Here is a 23,064-nt window from a genome sequence, read left to right as displayed (position 1 = left end):
TTAATTCAATTCAACGTATACTATTTTCATCTCTTAGCTAGCTTAGACCCAGTCACTGAATATGCGATTAAAAATTTATACGCTGGCTTTGATTCCAGTCATTCTATTTCAAGGTTATGCCGTCAAAAAAAATACACCAAGATTGGCTGAACCCGAAGGAGAGCGCATTGGACAAAAAGGCGTGGGTAAGTCGCTTTCCTTGCTCATTTTGGGGGATTCAGCGGCGGCTGGTGTTGGTGTAAATATTCAAGATGATGCATTATTGGGTTCAATTTTAAAAGAACTGTCATCTGAGTTTAGTATTCAATTTTATTTACATGCAACGACGGGATTCACCACAGATCAGGTCATTCAGTCCATCCAAACGCTTGAGACACAGCATTTTGATGTCATCATTACTTCTGTGGGCGTAAATGACATTACAAAATTCACTTCACCGCAGGCTTGGATCGCAAAACAGAAACAGCTTTATCACATACTCAAACATAAGTTTAGTCCACAATTAACGATTGCATCTGGTGTACCTCCGATGGATCAGTTTCCTGCACTTCCAAACCCACTTGCATGGTTGTTCGGTCAATATGCCAAAGCAATGAACTTAGAATTAGGCCAATTTGTCGCGCAGCAAAATCAGATGGACTGGATTGAGTACGATTTAAAGCATTTTTTGGCTTTAAACTTAGCTATGGCCAAAGATGGTTTCCACCCCAGCAAAGAAATTTATCAGTATTGGGGTAAACAAGTGGCTGAAAAAATACGCCAATCTTTTTAAAATTCAATAAAGACAAATTTTTTATAGCTTATGACACATTCAGTTAAAATTGAAAAACATCCACTTAAACCGTTCCTCCCAGCTAATGCCAAATTATTGATGCTGGGCAGCTTTCCGCCGCCCAAGACCCGCTGGAAAATGGACTTTTACTATCCAAATTTTCAAAATGATATGTGGAAAATATTTGGCTTGTGTTTTTTCCAAGATAAAAACTATTTTCTCAATATCGAGCAGAAGACTTTTAAAGAACAACAGATCCGTACATTTTTAAATGAACGGGGCATTGCGATTTTTGATACGGCCTATGAAGTGATTCGCCAAAAAGGCAATGCTTCAGATAAGTTTTTGCATATTGTTACCCCAACCAATATACACCATTTACTTGAACAAATGCCCGAATGTCATAGTGTGATGACCACTGGCGATAAAGCCACTGATACGCTCATGCTGTCTATGCCTACAGGTACGTTAAAACCACAAATTGGCATGAAGTCCGAGACACATTTTGCTGGGCGAGATCTGAGGCTTTATCGGATGCCATCTTCTTCTCGTGCCTATCCTTTGGCTTTAGAGAAAAAAGCCGAGGCTTATTACAACTTATTTTCTGAAATAGGCTTACTTTAGGTAACTATTTGGATTATCCACATGACTGAATGTTCCAGCCATTCGTAGATAGTTGGTCTGCTTTAGTCTTCGTACTCAACATAGTCCCAGAGATTAAGCCGCGCTTTAATCTGTTTGCGTAGTTGTGGCAGCATAGGAAATAATGTTCCATCAATCCATAGGCTGAGTGCACCTGCCGAAAGTGGCTGTTGCGATTCATCGATCAATTGAGCACCTTTCACCAAAACAAAAGTCTCTTCGCTTGCAGCTGTTTCGATCCCTTTAAACTGAACCAAAAGTTCATGGCCTGTATCTTGGATTAGCCACTCCAGTTCAATTTGGATATTTTGATTGGATTTTAAAACAACTTGTCCTTCAACCATGTCATTGTCACTCAAGCAGTCATGCTCAACACGCACTTTACTTAGAAACCATTCTTGTCGAGCAAGCTCTTCTAGCGTTTTGTAGGGGGTTAAAATATTACTGAGATTAAACTGACGACTTAAATCAAAAAATTGCATTACTAAACTTTGTAAAGGGGAGATAAAAAAGAAGGGCTGCATGTTAAATCAAAGTGTGTACTGAGTAAAACCTTTCAAGCTCTTGAATGAATTTAGGTATCAGAGCCAATTATTCTGTTCGAGTCTTATATTCAAAGTTGTTTATTAAAATAGCAATAGATAAAGTATTTTTAAGCTGAGCCTAAAAACAAAACACTCAGCCTAAACAGAAAGCTATCGTACGTTAGAGAATATGTATGATGTCATTCATATGTAATTACATCATCCATTCAATGGGCAGGTATGATACAGCTTTCATCATGAAACGCTGAAATTTTGTAGTTTCGGGTTCTTTTTGATGTTCAATGACACTTCCATCTTTTTGATGTTCAAGCCAAATGATATCGCCTTGAGAGTTGAGCTTTAACTCATATGCAATATGCGGGAGAAATTCATCTAACTTGTGTGAGATTGCATTTTGCAATTGATCTGACTCTACCACTAAGCCTACTTCTGTATTTAAATGGGCTGAGCGCGGGTCAAAGTTAAACGAACCGACAAAGACTTTTCCATCTATATCAAAAAATTTGGCATGGAGCCGTGAGGAACTTCGACCTTTAGCTGGAATCACATGACCAGTTGCCACTTCATACCATGTGTATTTTTCTCGTTCGATATAGGGTTTAAATTCATATAATTTGACGCCATTTTTGAGCAAGCCACGGCGATATTTTTTATAAAATGCATGCACAATGGCAACATCATTAGCCAATAACGAATTGGTTAAGATCCGAACTCGAGTTCCATTTTTTGCCAAATTGGAGAGATAGTCGGCACCTGCTGTGGTTGGAACAAAATATGCGGAGACCAATTCCATGTGCTTTTCAGGCTTGCCCATCAAATCGAACATTTGTTTGACAATGATTTCATCAGGTTTTGCTTCACCACGAATTTTATTGGGAGAATCGGCAATAAAATGAGCTTTTGCCCAGTTAACAGGATGTTTGGTTAGCTCTGAATCGACTTGTATACGAGCCAAATCAATTTTCTGTTCAATCACATTTTTATCTAAGGCATCCGCTTCATAGTGCTGTTTTAATTGATCCAGTTCTTCTTTTGTTCCACGACCCACTAATTGGGGAATTGTATAACTGAGATCATCATTCCAGAAATTTAGAAATACGCTATTGGCATGTTCTACAGCTTGCCCATAAAACAAAATGTCCAAATCGATAAATTGGAATTTTTCACTGGCATCAAAGTATTCACTGCTGATATTACGACCACCAGTTACCGCAATTGCACCATCAGCAATGATCAGTTTGTTATGCATACGATGGTTAATGTGATTGAAGCGAAAAGCATAATCAATCACACGTAAATGACGGTATTTGTAAGGATTGAATAATTTGATTTCAAAATTGGGGTGAGCACTCAGTTTTTTGAGAGTTTCATCAAGTGCAGTGCCATTTTGGTCATCAATCAATAAGCGTACTTTCACACCACGATCTGCAGCATTTAACAGTTCATGCAACATCATATGGCCTATAAAGTCATCTCCCCAAATATAGTATTGGACATCTAGACTGTGCTTCGCCTCTCGTATCAAATGTAAGCGTGAGGCAATACTCATAAATGCTTCGTCTAGAGCTAAATAGGCCGTAAGTCCCTGTTTTTGCTGTACAGACGCATCTTGACCATTAAGCCAATGCTGTGCATATATCTCTACAGGGTCTGAAGGCTTAGCTTGATTGGGGGCGAGTTGACATCCCGCCAATGTTAAAACGGTGCTCAACAAAATCAGCGGTCGACAATGAGTTCGTATCGGCATATTTATTTTAAAGACCTAATTTTTATACGTTATACATTTCACATGTTATAGGTTGAAACAGAGAATAAAAAGCGGTTGCTGTAGCGCATCTGTTAAAGACCTGTTAAGGATAGCGAAAATGAAATCACGTGCAGCTGTTGCCTTTGGACCTGGACAAGCTCTAGAAATTGTAGAAATTGATGTTGCTCCACCGCAAAAAGGTGAAGTTTTAGTCAAGATTACCCATACAGGTGTATGTCATACCGACGCATTTACTTTATCTGGTGATGATCCTGAAGGTGTTTTTCCAGCAGTTTTAGGCCATGAAGGTGCGGGTATCGTAGTTCAAGTCGGTGAAGGTGTAACCAGCGTCCAGCCGGGTGATCATGTTATTCCACTGTATACGGCCGAGTGTGGCGAGTGTTTATTCTGTCAGTCAGGCAAGACTAATCTATGTGTTGCAGTCCGTGCGACGCAGGGCAAAGGTCTGATGCCAGATGGTACAACGCGTTTTTCTTATAATGGGCAACCGATTTATCACTACATGGGCTGTTCAACCTTTTCTGAATATACCGTTGTCGCAGAAGTGTCTTTGGCTAAAATCAATCCAGAGGCTAACCCTGAACACGTCTGTCTATTGGGTTGCGGCGTGACCACTGGTTTAGGTGCAGTCAAAAATACAGCTAAAGTACAAGAGGGTGATACTGTTGCAGTCTTTGGTTTAGGTGGTATTGGTCTAGCTGTTGTACAAGGTGCAAAAAAAGCCAAAGCCAGCCGTATTATTGCGGTTGATACGAACCCTGACAAATATAAATTAGCAGCAGAATTCGGAGCAACTGATTTTGTAAACCCAAAAGATCATGACCGTCCTGTACAAGAAGTCATTGTTGAAATGACGGGTTGGGGGGTTGATTACTCATTTGAATGTATTGGTAACACCAATGTCATGCGCTCAGCACTTGAATGTGCACACCGTGGTTGGGGTCAGTCGGTAATTATTGGCGTGGCGGGTGCAGGCCAAGAGATTTCAACACGTCCATTCCAACTGGTCACTGGCCGTACCTGGAAAGGGACAGCTTTTGGCGGTGTAAAAGGTCGTTCACAACTGCCAGGTATGGTTGAAGAAGCAATGACTGGTGACATTCGTTTAGCTCCATTTGTTACGCATACGATGGGTCTCGACAAAATCAATGAAGCCTTTGACTTAATGCATGATGGAAAATCAATCCGTACTGTGATTCATTTTGAAGACTAATTTTCTGTAATATGTTTAAAAAAACCAAGCTTCGGCTTGGTTTTTTGTTTTTGGCTTGAAGAAAAGCGAATTGGCAGAATTGTTCATGTTGTTAGACAAAAATGATAAAAAATGTCAATTCGTTAGATTTTGTCCTTTTATGACATAGTCGAAAATAGGTTCTCATCTTATCTTGATGGCTCAATAATGCACACTTGTATAAAAATAAACTGAAGCAGAGGGTGACCATGGGAAAGCATGTTGAATACCGTCCTGAATGGGTACGTGAAGATTTCATCGATTTTCTGGCTGAAAAAGTAAATCCGCTATGGGCATGGAAAAAAGCCAAAGCGCGGATTGTTGCAAAACATCATGTATCAGATGACTTCGTGTACATGCAGTTACAGCCAAATCATCATTTTAAAGCAACTGACTATCAAGCTGGGCAAAGCATTTTAGTGACGGTGCTCATTGGTGGTGTACGTTGGCAACGCAGCTATTCAATTGTCGAGATATTAGAAGATGGTAATCTTATGATTGCTGTCAAACAACAGGGCAGAGTCTCAAATGCGCTCACTCAACAGCCTGTAAAAAGTGTAGTTGAAATTTCCCAAACGCAGGGCGAATTTGTTTTAAAAACTCAGCCTCACTCTGCACTGATGATTGCTTCGGGGAGTGGTATTACTGCAATTTACGCATTGATTAATGCTGCATTAAAACAACCACAAATAGTTTCCAATATCGATTTAATTTACTTTACGCGGGATGATGCCTTTCACGCAGAACTGCAAAGTCTGGTCGAACATTATCCGCAGTTTAAATATCACCATTTCAATACATTGACCCATAAACAACATCTGAGCCAAGACTTGCTTAGCCAAAAGGTTGAAGGTTTTGAACAACGTGAATGTTATGCTTGCGGTGCTGCCAATATGATGCAAAGCCTGACAGAAATTTATCAGGCTTTAGGCTTAGTTGAGCATCTGCATACCGAATACTTTCAAATTGTTGTCGATCATACCCAGAGTGCTCAAATGATCACGTTTCAACGTTCGCAGCAACAGTTTCAAGCCCAAAGCAATTTATTAGACAGTGCAGAACAAGCGGGTTTACGTCCCGCACATGGCTGTCGTATGGGCATTTGTAATACTTGTTCATGTACAAAAGTTCAGGGCGTGGTGCGGAATCTGCTCACAGGCGAGCTTTATCAAAACAATAACACACAAATTAAGTTATGCATTTCACAGGCGGTTAGTCCTGTTGTGATCAACCTTTAAGAAGGTATAGATATGAATCTTCCCATTTATTTTAGTGAAAGCAGTAAATCCAAATATTTAAGTCCTGCACAAGTCGAAGAGTTTGGTACGAAAGTTGAAGCAATCCGTCGTGAAGTGATGGAAAGTCTCAATGAAAAAGATGCTCAATATATTTACAAAATTCGAAATTTTGTGCGCTATAGCGAAATAAGCGCACGAGCGATGCTTATGTTTGCAGGATGGCTGCCTCCAGTATGGCTTTTGGGCACTGGTTTATTGGGGATATCTAAAATCGTAGAAAATATGGAGCTTGGGCATAATGTTATGCATGGTCAGTTTGATTGGTTAAATGACCCGAGTCTCAACGGGATAAATTATGACTGGGATACTATGGCCACAGGCCCCGACTGGAAACATACGCATAATTATATCCACCATACCTACACCAATATTGTTGGTATGGATCATGATGTCGGCTATGGCTTAGTCCGTGTGAGCAATGCACAGGTCTGGGAACCTCGCTTTTTGTTGAATCTACCTTTAGCTGCACAATTGATGGTGTTTTTTGAGTGGTATGTTGGTATACAAAATCTGCATATAGAGGATGTGGTCGCCTATAAAACAAAAACTTGGCGCGAAGTTTGGGCAGAGTCATATGATTTTAGGCAGAAAATGAAACGCCAAGTGATTAAGGACTATGTCTTTTTCCCAATCATTGCTGGGCCAAATGCACTGCCAGTTTTTGCAGGAAATACGGTAGCCAATGTTATTCGTAGTTTATGGGCATCCGCGGTGATTTTTAATGGTCACTTTACCGAAGACGCTGAAAACTTTGAAATGGACAATATCGACAATGAAAAACGGGCCGAGTGGTATCTGCGCCAAATTAGAGGCTCAAGTAATTTTAGTGGGACACAGGGCTTACATATTTTAAGCGGGAACTTGAGTCATCAAATCGAACATCATCTTTTCCCAGACATGCCAGCCAATCGCTACGCACAAGTCGCGCCCAAAATTAAAGCATTGTGTGCAGAGTATGGAATTCATTACAATGAAGCGAGTTTTATCAAACAGTTTTCATCTGTTTGGGTGAAATTGGCTAAATACTCGCTGCCAAATGAATGTTATGAAAAAAGTGACCCTACACAGTCTTTTCTGAAACACAATCTGAGTTTATTGAAAAAAAGAATCTTTAAATCATAGCTCACAAGTATGTACCAGAGCAGAAACTTTATTGGATAATATTGACCCATTAGGTTTCTGCTTTTTTTTTTGCACAAAAGTAGGGCGTAAAACCCCTCTATATGATGTCTTTGTGTAAGTCGGATTAAATTTAATCATTATGTGAATAGTCGGTATTTACTTAAAATAAATTATTGTTAATATTGGTTTTTCAGTGAAAGTTGTTTAGCTTTGCTATGTCGCTCAAATGAATACTCATTTGCTATTGAAAACGGCTCTCAGTTATTTGTCTAATTTGTGTAATAGTTGCAATTTTTCATTGGTATACGCTTATATAAGTTGTATATGATGCATATTGTGATGGTAATCACGCAGCGTCATTATACTTATATTTACTTTTTTGTTTTTCATTTTTTTTCATTGTTTTTCATGACTTTGCTTGATTTCTTTTTTAAACAATATGTCTGGTTATGGACTAAACCAGCAAGTTTAAGTTGCAGATAATTATTATGTCTCGAACCCATTCACAGCCTAAGAATAAATCTAAAAAGATTGCTTATAATCAACAGGCAGGAAAGAGTTCTACTTCAAAAAAAGACCACCATCTGATTGATATTATTCCTCAGCTTTTTTGGATTCATAATGACGTCTGCAAATATATAAATTTACCCTTACGTCAGTATGTAGGAGGAATGGATTTATCTGCAGATAGCTTCAATTTGGTCGAATATATTCATCCAGAAGATGTACCAGCATTAGATGAATTTTTGCATCAACCGATAATTGCCGAGCTCACATTTGAAAAAACCTGCCGTATTCGTAATCATCAGGACCAGTATCATTGGTTCTTAGTCCAAGGTGAAATGGATCGCTCTACGGCTGGATTTCAGCTGAGTTGCACTGATATTCATCAGGGCATGAAAATTTATATCGAGTCTTTGGCGCTGTTACGTGCGCATTCGGATATGTTAAATGCCAGCGTAGACTGCATTATTGCGGTTGAGCCAGATGGCACGGTCACACATATGAATAAGTCGGCATGTGTCATGTTATTGGGAAGTGCAGATGTTAAGGACTTTGGTATGTCTTGGGTCGAACTTTTGCCTCCAGCGGTGCGTAAAAAAGCCAAAAAAGCATTGCATGATGCAGGCCAAGGCCAAATTTCCCGTTTTAACGGCATGAGTTTATCGGACGGTAAAGTTTATTATTGGGATAATGTTCTGACACCTGTACTTGATGTTGACGGAAAAACCCAGAGTATTTTATGTGTTTCACGTGATATCACGCTGCAATATTTGACTGAACAAAAATTAAAACAAGGCAGCGAACGTGATGAATTAACCGGTTTAAATAACCGGCGTGCGTTTAAAGAAAAAATCAGAAAACTGTATAACAGCGCACGTGATAAAAAACAAAAGTTAGCCGTCATGCTGATGGATTTAGATCACTTTAAAACCATCAATGACACACTGGGCTATGCAGCGGGTGACCACCTTTTAAGAATTTTATCGAAACGCTTAAAACAAATTTTAGAAGGACGTGCTTTCTTGGCACGTCTTGGTGGGGATGAGTTTGGTGTGATTATTCCACATGTGCAGGATATAGGTGAGCTCAATCAAATTGCCCAGCAGATTTTGCAACATCTCGAGATCCCCATTACGTTTTCGGGTAACTACATCAATGGTGGTATGAGCATTGGATGTGGCCTCTATCCAGATGATGCCAATGACCTCAGTGAGTTACTCAAGTGTGCTGACACAGCACTCAATGATGTTAAAGCACAAGGCCGCGGTGGTATGCGCATGTTTGATCAGGATATGTTTAATGCGGTACGGGAGCAATCTGAACAACTTAATTGTGCGCATCAAATTATTCGTAATGTTGCCATCGAGGCTTTCTTTCAACCGAAAGTCTGTTTAGATTCAGAACGAATTATTGGTTATGAAGCGCTATTACGCTGGCGTGATGATCAAAATAACATTCAAAGCCCTGCACGAATCGCAGCAGCTTTTAATGATTATGAGTTATCCAGCCGTATTGGTGAGATTATGCAGCATCAGGTTTTCAAGCAGATTACTGAATGGTGGGCAAAAGGCTTACACATTGTACCCATTTCAATTAATGCAGCACCTGTTGAGTTTATGCGTGATAATTTTGCGGAGATCTTTTTAAAACGTCTCAAATCCTACCGCATACCCTCAAAATTTGTTGAAATTGAGGTTACTGAATATCATTTGGCTGAACGCGGCTATGAATATGTGGTTCGTGCTTTAAAAAAACTCAAAGCAAATGGTGTGCGAATAGCACTGGATGATTTTGGTACAGGGCATTCTTCTCTTACTCATTTACGTGACTATCCTGTTGATATTATTAAAGTTGACTGCTCTTTTGTGCAACGTTTAAGTGATGATAAATCAATTTATGCCATTGTCGAAGGGTTAGCCAAACTTGGCCCGATTTTATCAATGGATATCGTTGCTGAAGGGATTGAAACTGAAACGCAATTGCAGCTTTTAAGAGATATGGGGTGCCATATTGGGCAAGGCTATTTATTTAGTCCACCTGTTTGTGCTCAGCAGGCAGAAATGCAGTTGCTGAAACTACACTAGGCATGGCTTTATATAGCGATTGTTCTCATGAACTCAAACATGATTAGGCCATTGAGTTAAAGGCGAAGGCAGTGGCTTAAACGGGATAGAACTGAATTTTTGCATAAAAAAGTGTTGTAAAAGGGCTTTGTTGCATAAATATGTAAGCATCTGATTTAAATAAATTTAATTTTGGATCAAAAAATAATCAAAACTTTTAAAATCATATAGTTATGAAATCTTTGTGCAACAAAGCCTTGTAAAAGCAAAAAAATCAGCGTATTTTAAATTTCAGATAACATATTTTTGAAGATATAAAAATGTTAAAGCAACCTATAATCTCTAACGCAAATTATTACTTTTGGCAATTTAGATAATTGCCTGAATGCGTTTGGGCATCAAAAGGTTGCCCACCTAGTTAATACCTGATCGGCAACCCTGGTCAGGTTTTTTTATATCTGCTGTTTTAATAAATTTTGGAGTACTTCATGAAAACAACTAACTATTCATACTTTAGCAACTTTTATTGGTTTTACTTTAGTCAATTTATGACTTTAGCCCAGCAATCCATTAGACCCATAACGCTCAAATAAAAGATCGGACTGAAGACCACAGTCCAAAGGATACAAACCAATGAATGCTCTAAATACTGCACTACAAAGTACACAAACGACAGTTCAAGAAACACTTTTAAGTTTGCCGCAGCAACTCAAAGCGCAGTTGCCACTTTCTACGCCATTAAAACTACAAATTGCTGAACAGCGTCAAACCATTCAAAATATATTAGATGGCAAAGACCATCGTTTAATGGTCATTACTGGCCCATGTTCCATTCATGACCCTATTGCGGTTTTAGAATACGCTGAAAAGTTAAAACAATTACAAACCAAAGTTTCAGATCAGATTTTCTTCGTAATACGTGCTTATATTGAAAAACCACGGACAACAGTGGGTTGGAAAGGTTTTTTATACGATCCTCTGCTCGATGGATCTTCCAATATGCAGTTGGGACTAGAGCAGTCTCGAGCATTGTATTTAGCGATTATTGAAATGGGTCTACCGATTGCTACAGAAATTTTAAGCCCGATGGCGACTGCTTATTTCGATGATTTGTTGGCGTGGGGAGCCATTGGTGCGCGTACTAGCGAGTCGCAGATTCACCGTGAAATTTCGAGTCATATGCCGTTCAGCATTGGTTTCAAAAATGGCACAGATGGTTCAATTCAAATTGCACTGGATGCGATTCAGTCTGCATCAAACCCTCACCAGTTCATGGGAATTGGGCAGCAAGGCATGGCATGTATGCTTCAGTCCCAAGGAAATCCGAAGCCACACTTGATTTTACGTGGTGCAAACTCGGGGCCTAACTATGCTTTAGCCGATATTCGTCATATGCAAGATAAAGTCAAAGGTGAATTACCTGCTTTGGTGATTGACTGTAGTCATGGTAACAGTAGTAAAAATCCACTCAATCAACCTAATGTATTGCGTAGCATTGTTGCAGAACGTATGCAAAGCAATGTGTGTGGTGTCATGCTTGAAAGTCACTTGGTTGATGGTAATCAGAAAATTTCAGATGACATGGTCTATGGTCAGTCTGTTACCGATGGCTGTTTAGGCTGGGAAAAAACTGAGCAAGTACTCTTAGAGGTTGCCGACACATTACGCAGCCACGCTGTTCAACGTAGTGCTTAATCAACGCAACCAAAAAGACCTTTCAATGAAAGGTCTTTTTTTGTGATGTAGTTCAATAAATGAAGATAATAAATTGAAAAATAAGCTAAAAGTTATTTATCAAACGATAAATTAGGTTGAGCTAGAGCATAAACTTATGCAAAATCAGAAGCCTGAAAGAACATGATAAAAAATTGTATTTTGAAGAAAAGAAATGCTTTTTAAAGTCAGCTATTTGCACTAATTTTTAGAGAACACTATGTATTCTGCAGAACTTTTAGAAGAAGCCCGTCGAATGATGTTTCACATGCTCAGCAAAGTGGTTGAGTATGGTGGTTCAGACTTATTTATATCTGCAGACTTTCCGCCAAGTATTAAGCATCAGGGCCTCATGAAGCCACTGGGTCAACAAAACTTACCATCTGATCAGACCAAACTCTTTGCTTATAGTTTAATGAACGAAAAGCAACGATTGGAGTTCGAAACTGAGCTGGAGTGTAATTTTGCAATTAGCGTTCCCAATGTTTCACGTTTTCGCGTCAATGTTTTTCAGCAGCAACTGCATGTAGGTATGGTGATTCGTACGATTACTGCGGAAATTCCTAACTTCACTAAGTTACAACTTCCAACGTCTTTAAAAGACGTAATTATGGAAAAACGTGGTTTGGTCCTCGTTGTCGGTGGTACAGGGTCGGGTAAATCGACGTCTTTGGCAGCCATGATTGATCATCGAAATGAAAACTCGGCAGGGCACATTATTACAGTTGAAGACCCTGTGGAGTATGTACACAAGCATAAGAAATCGATGATTACTCATCGGGAAGTGGGTGTGGACTGTCATTCTTGGCACAATGCTTTGAAAAATACTCTGCGCCAAGCGCCCGATGTCATTTTAATTGGTGAGATTCGTGACACGGAGACGATGGAACATGCCATAGCTTTTGCGGAAACAGGCCACTTATGTCTGGGGACATTGCACGCCAATAATGCAAATCAAGCTTTAGATCGTATTATTAACTTTTTCCCAGACGAACGTCGTAATCAACTTTTGATGGACTTATCTTCCAATATGAAGGCGATTATTTCACAGCGTTTGGTGCGAACTGAAGATGGGCGTGGTCGCCGAGCAGCAGTAGAAATCATGCTCAATACACCGTTGATGTCAGACTTGATCCTTAAAGGGAATTTCCATGAACTCAAAGAAGTGATGTCAAAATCACGAGAGCTCGGTATGCAGACCTTCGACCAAGCTTTATTTGATTTATACAATCAAGGTGCAATTGCTTATGAAGAAGCGCTGCGAAATGCAGACTCGGTCAATGAATTACGTCTACAGATTAAATTAAAGAGTAGTCGTGCTAATCCACAGTTAAACTCAAGTAGTGCTTTGTCTTTTGATCAAGCGGTTGCCGAAAAGGCCAAAGAAGCTGAAGAAGAGAAAGACGACGCTTAATTTTTGAGTCCGTATGTTCATTACTATGGGCATACGGATTGATGTTTTAAGCGGTTTTCTTTCTATTCGTAATAAAGGCATAGAAAGTTAAACTTAAAATAGTTGTCAGAGCACAGAATAAATAGGTAAAGCTATAACCTTGCTTAGAAATGAGTATGCCCAACAATACAGAGCCAAATGCAATGCCTAAGTCATACATGGTAAAGAATGTAGAGGTCGCATGGCCAATCCGATGCTTTTCCGTACCTTGAATAGCTAAAGTTTGTAGACAAGGCTGTGCAGAACCAAAGCCCATGCCAACGCATACTGCCGCAACCAATAAACCCGTCAGAGATTGAATCTGACTGAGAATCACAAGCCCCAAGCTAAATAATATAATCGCTGGGTAAATCACATAGCTCGCTCCGTGATGGTCATAAATTTTTCCTGTAATCGGGCGTAGACTCATCATAGAAATTGCAAAGACGATAAAAAACAGGCTTGCATAGTTCAGCAGATGTTTAGACTCTGCATAAGTTGAAATGAACGACATGATACTGGCATAGGAAAAAGAAACGATCATGCCCATAATTGAAATATTCAAGGCATTAGTTTCAACAAAGTCATGGATACTGAGCTTGCACTTCACGGCAGGTGTCAATTTTTGAGTGGTCTGCTGAATTGGGATAAAGAAGCAAAACAAGAAACCGAGACAGACACTAAACGCTAAAATTCCTGCGACCATTGGATAGGATACGGACTGGATCAGGGTTAAACCGAGGAATGGCCCAAGTACAATCCCGAGATTAATGGACATGACAAAATAGCCCATGCCTTCGCCTTTACGTTTTTCTGGAATAAACTCATTGACGATAGGTACGGCAACTGTGGTGACGATGCTGAACCAAATGCCATGTAGAAAACGAATCAGTAACAACAGGTGTAAATTATCAGCAAACAAATAAGCCAAGGAAAACAAACAAAATAGGGCTTCCGCGATAAAAAGCGTTTTCTTACTGCCAAATTTTTCAATAATGAGTCCGCTAAAAGGGCGAACTGCGATAGACGATGCCATGAACAAAGTCATGGCTAAGCCTGCTTGAGCAAGGCTTCCACTCAAATCATTCAAAATATAGATTGGAAGGATTGAGGTCTGTGCAAAGTAAAAGATGAACAAAAACAGATTGTTCGCTAAGCACAGAATAAAAGACTTATTCCATAGTGATGATGTATTGAGAGCAGACATGCAGAGCCCTTGGCTCGAAGATGAGGCTACAGGACGTAAACTGTTGTTATTATTTTATGCAGAAGCTAGGTCACGGCTGTGAAATTAGAACAAACAAATTATAGGATAATGCACGTGAAAAGTATAATTATAGTGATAAATACAGGTATTTAATCGAGATGAATATATAAATATCGAGTGAATTTATCAAAATAAGACGATAGTTGTAAAAAAATCAGTCCGCAGACTGATTTTTTGAGCCGTAAATATGAATACTAGGCTTATAGACCCGCTTCATAGGCTGTGCTTGAAAGGAGTTGTTCTACATCTGCGATATTGTCTGGTTTGATTTTATAAATCCAACCTTTGCCATAGGGGTCATCATTGACGAAGTCAGGATCATCTTCCAGATTGGCATTGATTTCTACCACGGTGCCAGAAACCGGTGCATGAATATCAGAAGCTGTTTTTACAGATTCAACCACACCCGCTTGTTCGCCAGCAGTGATTTGTTGACCAACTTCTGGTGTTTCAACATAGACTAAATCGCCTAAAGCATCCTGTGCATGGTCTGAAATACCAGTTACAACAAGATCACCTTCAATACGCACCCATTCATGTGTACTTGCATACTTCAATTCTGAAGGATGATTCATGAATAACTCCTTAAAATACAAAAATCATTTTTCGCATGATTTATACATGCTTTTTTATCAAAACAAAAGATCTATAAATACGGATCTTTACGCCAATTACTCGGGCTGCGTCCACTCCAACGCTTAAAGGCTCGGCTGAAATTTGCCACATCACTATATCCCAGTTCATCCGCGATTTGCTCTAAGCTATAGTCTGTACGTGACAAAAGTGACGTGGCATGACGGTAACGCACTTCATCCACAATGGTTGAAAAAGACGTGCTTTCAGCAGCCAATTGGCGCTTCAGTGTTCGATCAGACATGTGTAAGAGGTCAGCCACATGCTCGATGCTTAAATAGTGTTGTTCTGAGCGCGTCAAAATGTCACGTACACGCATCGATAATCTTCGGCGTTCGCCCATTGCTGAGAGCTCAGCTTCACATTGATTAATGGCTATTTGGCTTGCAAGTGGGTCAGCATTGACCATTTTAAAGCCGAGATAGTGCTTATCAAAACTCAAAAGTAAATGTGGTTGATCAAAGCGAACACTATGGTTAGGTAGCTTTGCACGATAGCGATCAAAGCCTTCGGGTTCTGGAAAATCGAAATCAATTTCCCCAGCCAGATTTTCAATGCCAGTGAGCGCCTTACTCATAGAAACAATGCCAAAAATAATACTGATCGCAATATCGGTACGCAACGGTTCTATATCGACATCACAGCGTAATTGTAAAGTCGCTTTTTCGCCAAAGGTGGAAAAGAAAAGCTGCAAAAAAGGCATGCGCAGCTGAATAAAGCGGTTAGCAAGTACCAAGGCTTCGCCAATATCATGAGTTGTCATAATGGCATAGCCAATGAAGCCATGAATTGAAATACGCATTTGCGTGCCTAGATGGTAGCCAAGCGTGGGCTCACCAGTGAGACGGCTGGCCAACTTCACAAGTTCATTGGCAGTATGAACAGGTATACGAAAGTCAGGCTCAGCGAGTTGTTCGCTCGTGAGTTGAAAAGGGGAAAATAGGGTCTCTGCGTTATAGCCCCAACGAGACACAACATCTAACAACAATAAGCCATAAACACCAGGAATTCCTTGATCTTGGCGAAGTGAAACTGTTTTCATGCGCGATCCATTGCATTTTTCTTTCTTTTCTGACTGAAGTTATATTGGCATGAATATTTCAAATTCATGGAGCATATTGTTGGACAATATGCTCCAAGCCTATATCAATTCAGTATCCTTTTCATTTCTTATTTAGTGGAACGATATTATAAATATCATAAATTTCTGAGCAAAAATATAACACTCTCGATAAAAATAAAGGCTCAGCAAATGATGCTAAAAGTTAAGTAAAATCTTTTCAAAATCAGCACGCTAAAATCATTGATGATAATGATCTAAGCGTGCTGAGGACGGAAAGTAAAATTAGGCTTCTTTCTTTTTAATTGGATGTTGTTCCGTTAAAAATCCACCTGTTTGACGCTGCCAAAGGTGCGCATAGATACCATTTTTTTGAATCAGCTCTTGATGTGTCCCTTGTTCTGCAATACGACCTTCATCAAGCACGATCAAACGATCCATTTGAGCAATGGTTGAAAGACGGTGAGCAATCGCAATCACCGTTTTATCTTGCATTAACTCATCAAGGCTAGATTGAATTGCAGCTTCAACTTCTGAGTCTAGGGCACTGGTGGCTTCATCTAAAATTAAGATTGGTGCATCTTTCAAGAACACACGAGCAATGGCGATACGCTGGCGTTGGCCACCTGAAAGTTTCACTCCACGCTCACCAACATAGGCTTCATAACCTGATTTACCACGTAAGTCAGTCAGCTGAGGAATAAACTCTTCGCCTTTGGCTTTACGTACAGCAGCATACATTTCTTCATCACTGGCATTGGGACGGCCATATTTAATATTTTCTGCGACACTACGGTGGAGCAGGGAGGTGTCTTGAGTCACTAAGGCAATATTACGACGTAAACTGTCTTGGGTGACATCTTCAATATTCTGTCCATCAATTAAAATTTCACCCTGTTTCAATTGATAAAAATGCAGCAATAGTTGAATCAGTGTCGATTTCCCCGCACCAGAGCGACCCACGATCCCAATTTTTTCACCAGCTCGGATGCGTAGGTTTAAATTGTCGATGACATTTTTACTGTTATACGCAAAAGTGATGTCTTTAAATTCGATCATACCTTGTTTAACTTCAAGGTCTTTGGCATCAGGTTTGTCTTGAATCGTGATCGAACGACCGAGGGTTTTCATGCCGTCTTGAATGGTGCCGACACTTTCAAAAAGTGCTGAGGTTTGCCACATGATAAATTCAGCAATACTGCTCAGTTTTAAAATCATAGCCGTTGCAGCAGCAATAACACCGAGTTCAACTCGCCCATTCATCCATAACCAAACTGCAGTGCCCAATACGCCCGCGTACAGCACTATATTTAAAAACAGGATGCTGATTTCATACTTAGCACCTAAACGCATTTGTTTATAAACGGTGACCATGAACTCTTGCATCGAGGATTTGGCATATAAGCTTTCTCGTCCTGCATGGGCAAAAAGCTTCACTGTTTGAATATTGGTATAAGCATCGGTAACACGGCCAGTCATCACAGCTCGGGCATCAGCCTGTTCATTTGAAACTTTACTCAAACGTGGAATGAAGTAATATGCTGCGCAGATAAACAACGCCAACCAGACCAGTAAAGGTAATATTAGGAGCGGGGAGATAGCGGCAAGCACGAGATTGACTGTGACAAAATAAATCAGCACATAAGCCAACATGTCACCCAAAATAACCCAGAACTCACGTATTGCCAGTGCAGTTTGCATGACTTTTGCGGAGAGTCTTCCTGCAAAATCATTGTGAAAAAAGTCGAGGCTTTGCTTCAGCAGTAAATTATGAAAGCGCCAGCGCAGACGCATCGGAAAAGTGCTAAATAATATTTGATGTTTAATAATCGACTGTAAACTGGCAAATAAAATATTGGCCAATAAAATACAGAATAAAAGGACTAAATTTGAACCATGTTCTGCTAAAAATGTTTCTGGCTGGCTTTTACTGAGCCAGTTCACTAAGTCACCAATTTTGGCATAAAACAAAGCTTCAAAGCTGGCAGCCCCAGCCGTGAATAAAACTAAGATCAACAAATAGCCACGCACACCTTTAGCGGCCTGCCATACAAACGGAAAGAACGTGGTCGGTAAAGGTTGGTTTAAACCTTCGTCTGGATAGGGATCAACACGTTTTTCAAACCATTTGAACATGAATAAAACCTTCAAAAAAATAAGTCATTTATGAGTTAATGACTTGTTTTATAAATAAGCAGAATTTGAAAATTTTAGCATGAAAATACCTCAGTCGTCTGTGTAAATTGCCAGAGACTAAACGTGGTTGTAGCAGTATTGATAGCATGAAAGGTAGATGAATAGATATAAAAGTCTGATATAGAGAAGCGTGATAAAAGGGAATTCAACGAGATGAATCCCCCAAGATGCTTAAAGCATTAGTTTGCTTGAACTTATGATGTCGCAACCCCATCAGATGCCGCAGCTTCTGAAGCAGGTACTGCATTTTCAGTTGCAATAGCAGCTTGAGTGGTTTCTACGACTTGAGTTTCTGCTTCAAAAGAAGATGCTGCTGCGACAGCTAAAAGGGCGGCACATAAAGATTTATTTAAAGTATTCATTTTAGAAAGTCTTATAAAGTGAAATGGAGTGGCTAATTTAATGAAAGAAAAGGTTGGTATTGTGATATTGAAGTATATTTCACATAATTAACTTACATAATACACATCATAAATAACTTATTTACTTCAGAACGGCTTTGTTGCATAAATATGTAAGCATCTGATTTAAATAGATTTAATTTTGGATCAAAAAATAATCAAAACTTTTAAAATCATATAGTTATGAAATCTTTGTGCAACAAAGCCCTTCAGAACTAATAAACCTCTTGCGAAAGTATCGTTTTACCTAATTTTTGAATTGGCTAAAACCTTATAAAATGTAGCTTTGGGCTGTTTAAATTTTGACTAACGCAAGAAGTCTAATGTTATGTATTTTCATAATTTTTATTCTAAAACTAGTAATTTAGACCGTATGTTGAAATGCTTATTCTTCGTTTTTAAGACTCTGGGTATGCCAAAACTAGAATGGTTTTAGCATACCAGAGTGAAAAAATTACGGATTTGACAGTGCGATTTGCATGTCATATCCCGAAGGTGCTTGGTAAATTTTGAGACCAAATTCGGGAAGAATGGCAATTAAATGATCGAAAATATCCGACTGGATCGCTTCATAGTCTTTCCATGCAATTTGATTGCTAAATGCATAAATTTCCAGCGGCAAGCCTTTTTCAGTCGGTTGTAACTGACGTACGATTAAAGACTGGTGTTTTGAAATATTCGGATGCTGATTAAGGTACAACTCAACATACGCACGGAAGGTACCGATATTGGTTAAACGTCGCTGATTGCAGGGAGATGTATTGCTCAGTTTTTGATTAAACTCAACCAGCTCTGTACTCTTGTGATCTAGATATTGGTCTAATAATAAGAACTCTTTAAGTTTGCTTTGTTCTGCTTCAGACATAAAGTGAACGCTACTTTGGTCAATATAAAGTGAGCGTTTGATACGACGTACGCCTGCCTGTGACATACCACGCCAGTTTTTAAAAGTATCTGTGACCAATTTGTTGGTTGGAATCGTGGTAAAGGTTTTATCAAAGTTCTGTACGGTGATGGTATGTAATGACATATCAATGACATCGCCATCTGCATTCAGAGATGGCATTTCAATCCAATCTCCAATACGCACCATGTCATAGGATGAAATCTGAACAGAAGCCACCAAAGACAAAATGGTGTTTTGGAAGACCAACATCAGCACTGCTGCCATAGCACCGAAGCCCGCTAGCAAGGTGAAGACATCTTTTTTCAGGAAGGTGCCTAAGATCATCAAACCACAAACGATGAAAATAATCAGTTTGATCAGCTGTAAATAGCCTTTGATGGGTTTATTTCTAGACTTTGGATTACGTTGATAAACCAAATTGAAGATATTCAGTAATTCACCAATCGCGAGCGCAATGGTTAAGAAAATAAAGGCCTGTGCCGCCATTTGGACAAAGCTGACCATTTTCGCAGATAGGTGAGGAACGGTAACAATACCATTCATAATGACGATTGCTGGGACAATGTTCGCAATTCGACGAATCACGCTATGCTGCGACATGATGTCGTGATTGGCAAATTTTAGCTTAGTGATGAGATGCCGAATACCACGAACGACAACATGCTTGGCAATAATATACGCCAGTATAGTCACTAGAATGAGTATGCAGAATCCTGTCAGCATTTCGATCCAAGGATACTGATCTGACCAGTCTTTTAAACTCTGTATGAAATGAAAATTATCCAAAATGCGATCTTCTTTTGATTAAAACACTGCAAATAGTGTAATCAGCTATATGAATTAAGCAAATTGTGTCACTAAGTTTATACATGTTATCAACGACTTGTTTATTTACTCTCTTAGATTCCGCTTTTAAGTCATTATTTGGATGTCGTGAAGTATAGCTCGTTGATGGTCGCGGGATATGTCAGGCCAATGAAATGGTAAATTAGTTTTATAATGAACTAGGAAAAAAGAAGCTTCCTATATGGAAGCTTCTGATGGTTCAAATTACCACATGAGATCATCAGGGATCACGTACGCAGCGTATGGATCTTCCTCATCGGTGACTGCCTCATTTTTCTCTGAGGTATTTACGATAATAAAGCCTTCAAGTTTGGCATTAATACGATCAGCTAAAGCTTTAGGTAAGAAGGCATAACTTTCATGATCACGTGCAATCACGAGGCTACCAGCAACCAAGGCATTATAAATTTGTTGATTGATATATTGTTTTTTGATTTTGCCATCATCAATAAACTGATAGGCCACGTCACCATCGGTATCCCGGATTTTATGCTGCGTGATCATTTGAATGATCGTCGCTTTGAGCTCTTTTTCTTGCAATATCGCTTTCTTCTCAAGTTCGATGGCTTGATCTTTGGCCTGTTTTTGCTGTTTGTTTTGTGCAATTTTTGCCTTGATCTCAGCTTCACTGCTTTGACCTGTTCTTTGCTCATGCACTGCTTGTTTAGAAAGTTTTTTGGCCTTTTTGTTGTCAACTAAACCGGCTTTGAGTAACTGAGCCTGTAATGCATTTTTTACCATAGCGAATTCCACAACTGCGTTTAAAAACGACGATAACGAAAGTAAATGATCCAATATACAACACTAAGGATCAAGCTTAATGCTGTTGGAACTAAAAAAGAATTGAGTTTTAAATAGGGATACATCCAACTTGCACAGAGTCCGCCGATCAAAAAGCCACTTAAAATCAAAAGATGTAAAACTACACGCCGATGCTCAACCACGAGTCCGCGCACACGATAACCAAGCGCTAAGCCGAGGTCGGTAAGAACACCCGATAAATGTGTGGTGCGGATGATAGTGCCTTTATAATGGCTCACCATGGCATTTTGCACACCCATTGCGACGCAGGCCCAGAGTAAAGCATAGCGCGGAAAATAAGGCAGAAAGAACCAACATAGGAAAATAAAAAAAGCCACTAACGTGAGTGGTACGCCATAGCGGCGTCCCAATCGAAAGTGACTATTTCCCAGAATTACACCGCTATAAAATGAACCGATGACATAGCAGACAGTTACTAATAGCAAATATAAAATGCTTTCGGGTTGCCAATGTACAAGTGACATCGCCAAAACACTTACATTACCAGTCATATGGGAAACAGACTGGTGTAAAACAGTCACCAGTCCTAAGACATTAATCATTCCTGCATTTACTGCAAGAAAGAATGCCCCCAGTTGAATCCAAAGTGGTAAGTGTTGAAATGGCATAACTTCAAAAAAGAAATAATATACTGATTGTACAATATATTATTTTGAAGCGCGGTCAACTGCTGCAGTAAATAATACGTCAGTTGATGAGTTCAACGCGGTTTCAGTAGAGTCTTGTAGTACGCTAATCACCATACCAATTGCAACCACTTGCATTGAAATATCAGATGAAATACCAAACAGTCCACACGCAACAGGGATCAACAGCAAAGAACCACCTGCGACACCAGAAGCACCACAAGCTGAAACTGTTGCAAGCACAGATAAAATCATCATGGTGGTAAAGTCAACATTAAGACCTAGTGTATTGACTGCTGCCAGTGTAAGCACGGTAATAGTCACTGAGGCGCCGGCCATGTTAATGGTCGCACCGAGTGGAATGGCTACACTCGCTGTAGATTCAGCAACACCCAAACGTTTTGCAAGATCTAAGTTCACAGGAATGTTCGCAGCAGAACTTCGTGTGAAGAAAGCAGTGATACCACTTTCACGTAAACACTGAAATACCAAAGGATATGGATTGCTACGTGTTACCACAGCAACCATAAGCGGGTTGATGACTAAGGCAACGAAAGCCATTGTGCCGAGTAAGACCGCCAATAAGTGTGCATAGCTTGCTAATGTGCTTAAACCTGTTTCTGCAAAGGTTACCGCCACTAGACCGAAAATACCGATAGGCGCAAAGTTAATCACCAAACGAATCACGCTATTTACTGCGTGTGCAGTATCATTGAGTAAATCTTTGGTGGAGTCTTTGGCATGACGGAACGCAGCACCCAAGGCCACAGCCCACGCTAAAATACCAATGAAGTTTGCTTCACTAATGGCAGTTACAGGGTTAGCAATAAAGCTCAGCAGTAGGTTCTTAAAGATTTCAATCAAACTACTTGGCGGTTGCAAGTCAGTATTCGCAGGTAAGTTTAAGAACAAAGTACTTGGGAAAGCGATGCTGACTGCAACTGCTGCAAAAGCCGCTAGTAACATACCCACTGCATACATGATGATGATAGGACGTAGATTCGCACTATGACCTACTTTAAAATTTGCAATAGAAGCAAGAACCAAGACAAATACAAGTACAGGCGCGACAGATTTTAACGCTTTAATAAATAAGTCGCCTAGCAGGCTCAAATAAGGTGCAACGCCTGGGAAAACAAGGGCTACACCAATACCCAAAATAATGGCAATAATAATTCGAGTAACTAGACTCATTCGCGCTAAAACAGAAAACATA

Annotated in this window: 19 protein-coding genes; 8 read left to right on the top strand and 11 right to left on the bottom strand. The window is 39.7% G+C overall.

Annotated elements, in window-relative coordinates; translation table 11 throughout:
- Nucleotides 1–61 precede the first annotated feature (61 nt).
- Both ACF8FD_RS15020 and ACF8FD_RS15015 read left to right on the top strand, forming a co-directional pair.
- On the top strand, nt 62–772 hold the full coding sequence (locus ACF8FD_RS15020; RefSeq protein WP_234304904.1) for an SGNH/GDSL hydrolase family protein: 711 nt from the start codon (nt 62–64) through the stop codon (nt 770–772).
- Nucleotides 773–802: 30 nt separating this feature from the next.
- Nucleotides 803–1,396 (top strand): uracil-DNA glycosylase family protein, encoded by a 594-nt coding sequence (locus ACF8FD_RS15015; protein ID WP_234304905.1) that lies wholly within the window; start codon nt 803–805, stop codon nt 1,394–1,396.
- A gap of 62 nt (nt 1,397–1,458) precedes the next feature.
- On the opposite strand, the gene ACF8FD_RS15010 is transcribed toward ACF8FD_RS15015, so the two are convergent.
- Together ACF8FD_RS15010 and ACF8FD_RS15005 are read right to left on the bottom strand one after the other, a co-directional pair.
- Nucleotides 1,459–1,896 (bottom strand): hypothetical protein, encoded by a 438-nt coding sequence (locus ACF8FD_RS15010; protein ID WP_234304906.1) that lies wholly within the window; start codon nt 1,894–1,896, stop codon nt 1,459–1,461.
- 256 nt (nt 1,897–2,152) lie between these two features.
- On the bottom strand, nt 2,153–3,706 hold the full coding sequence (locus ACF8FD_RS15005) for a phospholipase D family protein (RefSeq protein ID WP_234304907.1): 1,554 nt from the start codon (nt 3,704–3,706) through the stop codon (nt 2,153–2,155).
- A 118-nt stretch (nt 3,707–3,824) separates the two neighbouring features.
- Here ACF8FD_RS15005 and ACF8FD_RS15000 point away from each other — a divergent pair, with 118 nt between their 5' ends.
- The 6 genes from ACF8FD_RS15000 (at nt 3,825) to ACF8FD_RS14975 (ending at nt 13,072) form a co-directional block, all read left to right on the top strand.
- Nucleotides 3,825–4,940, top strand: coding sequence for an S-(hydroxymethyl)glutathione dehydrogenase/class III alcohol dehydrogenase (locus ACF8FD_RS15000; protein WP_234304908.1), 1,116 nt, complete (start codon nt 3,825–3,827; stop codon nt 4,938–4,940).
- A 227-nt stretch (nt 4,941–5,167) separates the two neighbouring features.
- Nucleotides 5,168–6,196 (top strand): flavin reductase family protein, encoded by a 1,029-nt coding sequence (locus ACF8FD_RS14995; protein ID WP_234304909.1) that lies wholly within the window; start codon nt 5,168–5,170, stop codon nt 6,194–6,196.
- Between the two features lie 12 nt (nt 6,197–6,208).
- Entirely contained in the window at nt 6,209–7,378 is a 1,170-nt protein-coding gene (locus ACF8FD_RS14990) for an acyl-CoA desaturase (protein ID WP_234304910.1), read from the top strand.
- Nucleotides 7,379–8,049: 671 nt separating this feature from the next.
- A complete protein-coding gene (locus ACF8FD_RS14985; RefSeq protein ID WP_392453536.1) occupies nt 8,050–9,966 on the top strand; it encodes an EAL domain-containing protein in 1,917 nt (638 codons plus the stop codon).
- A gap of 612 nt (nt 9,967–10,578) precedes the next feature.
- Entirely contained in the window at nt 10,579–11,640 is a 1,062-nt protein-coding gene (locus ACF8FD_RS14980; protein ID WP_125280101.1) for a 3-deoxy-7-phosphoheptulonate synthase, read from the top strand.
- A 238-nt stretch (nt 11,641–11,878) separates the two neighbouring features.
- Nucleotides 11,879–13,072, top strand: a complete 1,194-nt coding sequence (locus ACF8FD_RS14975) for a PilT/PilU family type 4a pilus ATPase (RefSeq protein WP_087013044.1) — start codon at nt 11,879–11,881, stop codon at nt 13,070–13,072.
- Nucleotides 13,073–13,118: 46 nt separating this feature from the next.
- On the opposite strand, the gene ACF8FD_RS14970 is transcribed toward ACF8FD_RS14975, so the two are convergent.
- The 9 genes from ACF8FD_RS14970 to sstT all read right to left on the bottom strand — a co-directional run bounded on the left by ACF8FD_RS14970 (nt 13,119) and on the right by sstT (nt 23,063).
- Nucleotides 13,119–14,297: an MFS transporter gene (locus ACF8FD_RS14970; RefSeq protein ID WP_234304913.1), complete on the bottom strand. Its 1,179-nt coding sequence runs from the start codon at nt 14,295–14,297 to the stop codon at nt 13,119–13,121.
- 260 nt (nt 14,298–14,557) lie between these two features.
- A complete protein-coding gene (gene gcvH, locus ACF8FD_RS14965) occupies nt 14,558–14,932 on the bottom strand; it encodes a glycine cleavage system protein GcvH (protein ID WP_004693240.1) in 375 nt (124 codons plus the stop codon).
- A 71-nt stretch (nt 14,933–15,003) separates the two neighbouring features.
- Nucleotides 15,004–16,032 (bottom strand): AraC family transcriptional regulator, encoded by a 1,029-nt coding sequence (locus tag ACF8FD_RS14960; protein ID WP_004979806.1) that lies wholly within the window; start codon nt 16,030–16,032, stop codon nt 15,004–15,006.
- A 303-nt stretch (nt 16,033–16,335) separates the two neighbouring features.
- On the bottom strand, nt 16,336–18,186 hold the full coding sequence (locus ACF8FD_RS14955; RefSeq protein WP_234304914.1) for an ABC transporter ATP-binding protein: 1,851 nt from the start codon (nt 18,184–18,186) through the stop codon (nt 16,336–16,338).
- 254 nt (nt 18,187–18,440) lie between these two features.
- Nucleotides 18,441–18,608, bottom strand: coding sequence for a hypothetical protein (locus ACF8FD_RS14950; RefSeq protein WP_178928687.1), 168 nt, complete (start codon nt 18,606–18,608; stop codon nt 18,441–18,443).
- Nucleotides 18,609–19,101: 493 nt separating this feature from the next.
- A complete protein-coding gene (locus ACF8FD_RS14945) occupies nt 19,102–20,340 on the bottom strand; it encodes a mechanosensitive ion channel family protein (RefSeq protein WP_178928691.1) in 1,239 nt (412 codons plus the stop codon).
- Nucleotides 20,341–20,604: 264 nt separating this feature from the next.
- Nucleotides 20,605–21,141, bottom strand: a complete 537-nt coding sequence (locus ACF8FD_RS14940) for a DUF2058 domain-containing protein (protein ID WP_234304915.1) — start codon at nt 21,139–21,141, stop codon at nt 20,605–20,607.
- Nucleotides 21,142–21,161: 20 nt separating this feature from the next.
- Complete coding sequence (locus ACF8FD_RS14935) at nt 21,162–21,830, bottom strand: YoaK family protein (RefSeq protein ID WP_234304916.1); 669 nt, start codon at nt 21,828–21,830, stop codon at nt 21,162–21,164.
- A 39-nt stretch (nt 21,831–21,869) separates the two neighbouring features.
- Nucleotides 21,870–23,063, bottom strand: coding sequence for a serine/threonine transporter SstT (sstT, locus tag ACF8FD_RS14930; protein ID WP_087013031.1), 1,194 nt, complete (start codon nt 23,061–23,063; stop codon nt 21,870–21,872).
- Nucleotide 23,064: the final 1 nt, after the last annotated feature.

It is taken from the genome of Acinetobacter sp. TYF_19 (genome assembly GCF_043105125.1).
GTDB classification, from domain to species: domain Bacteria; phylum Pseudomonadota; class Gammaproteobacteria; order Pseudomonadales; family Moraxellaceae; genus Acinetobacter; species Acinetobacter johnsonii.
This window is presented reverse-complemented; position numbering and strand designations above follow the sequence as displayed.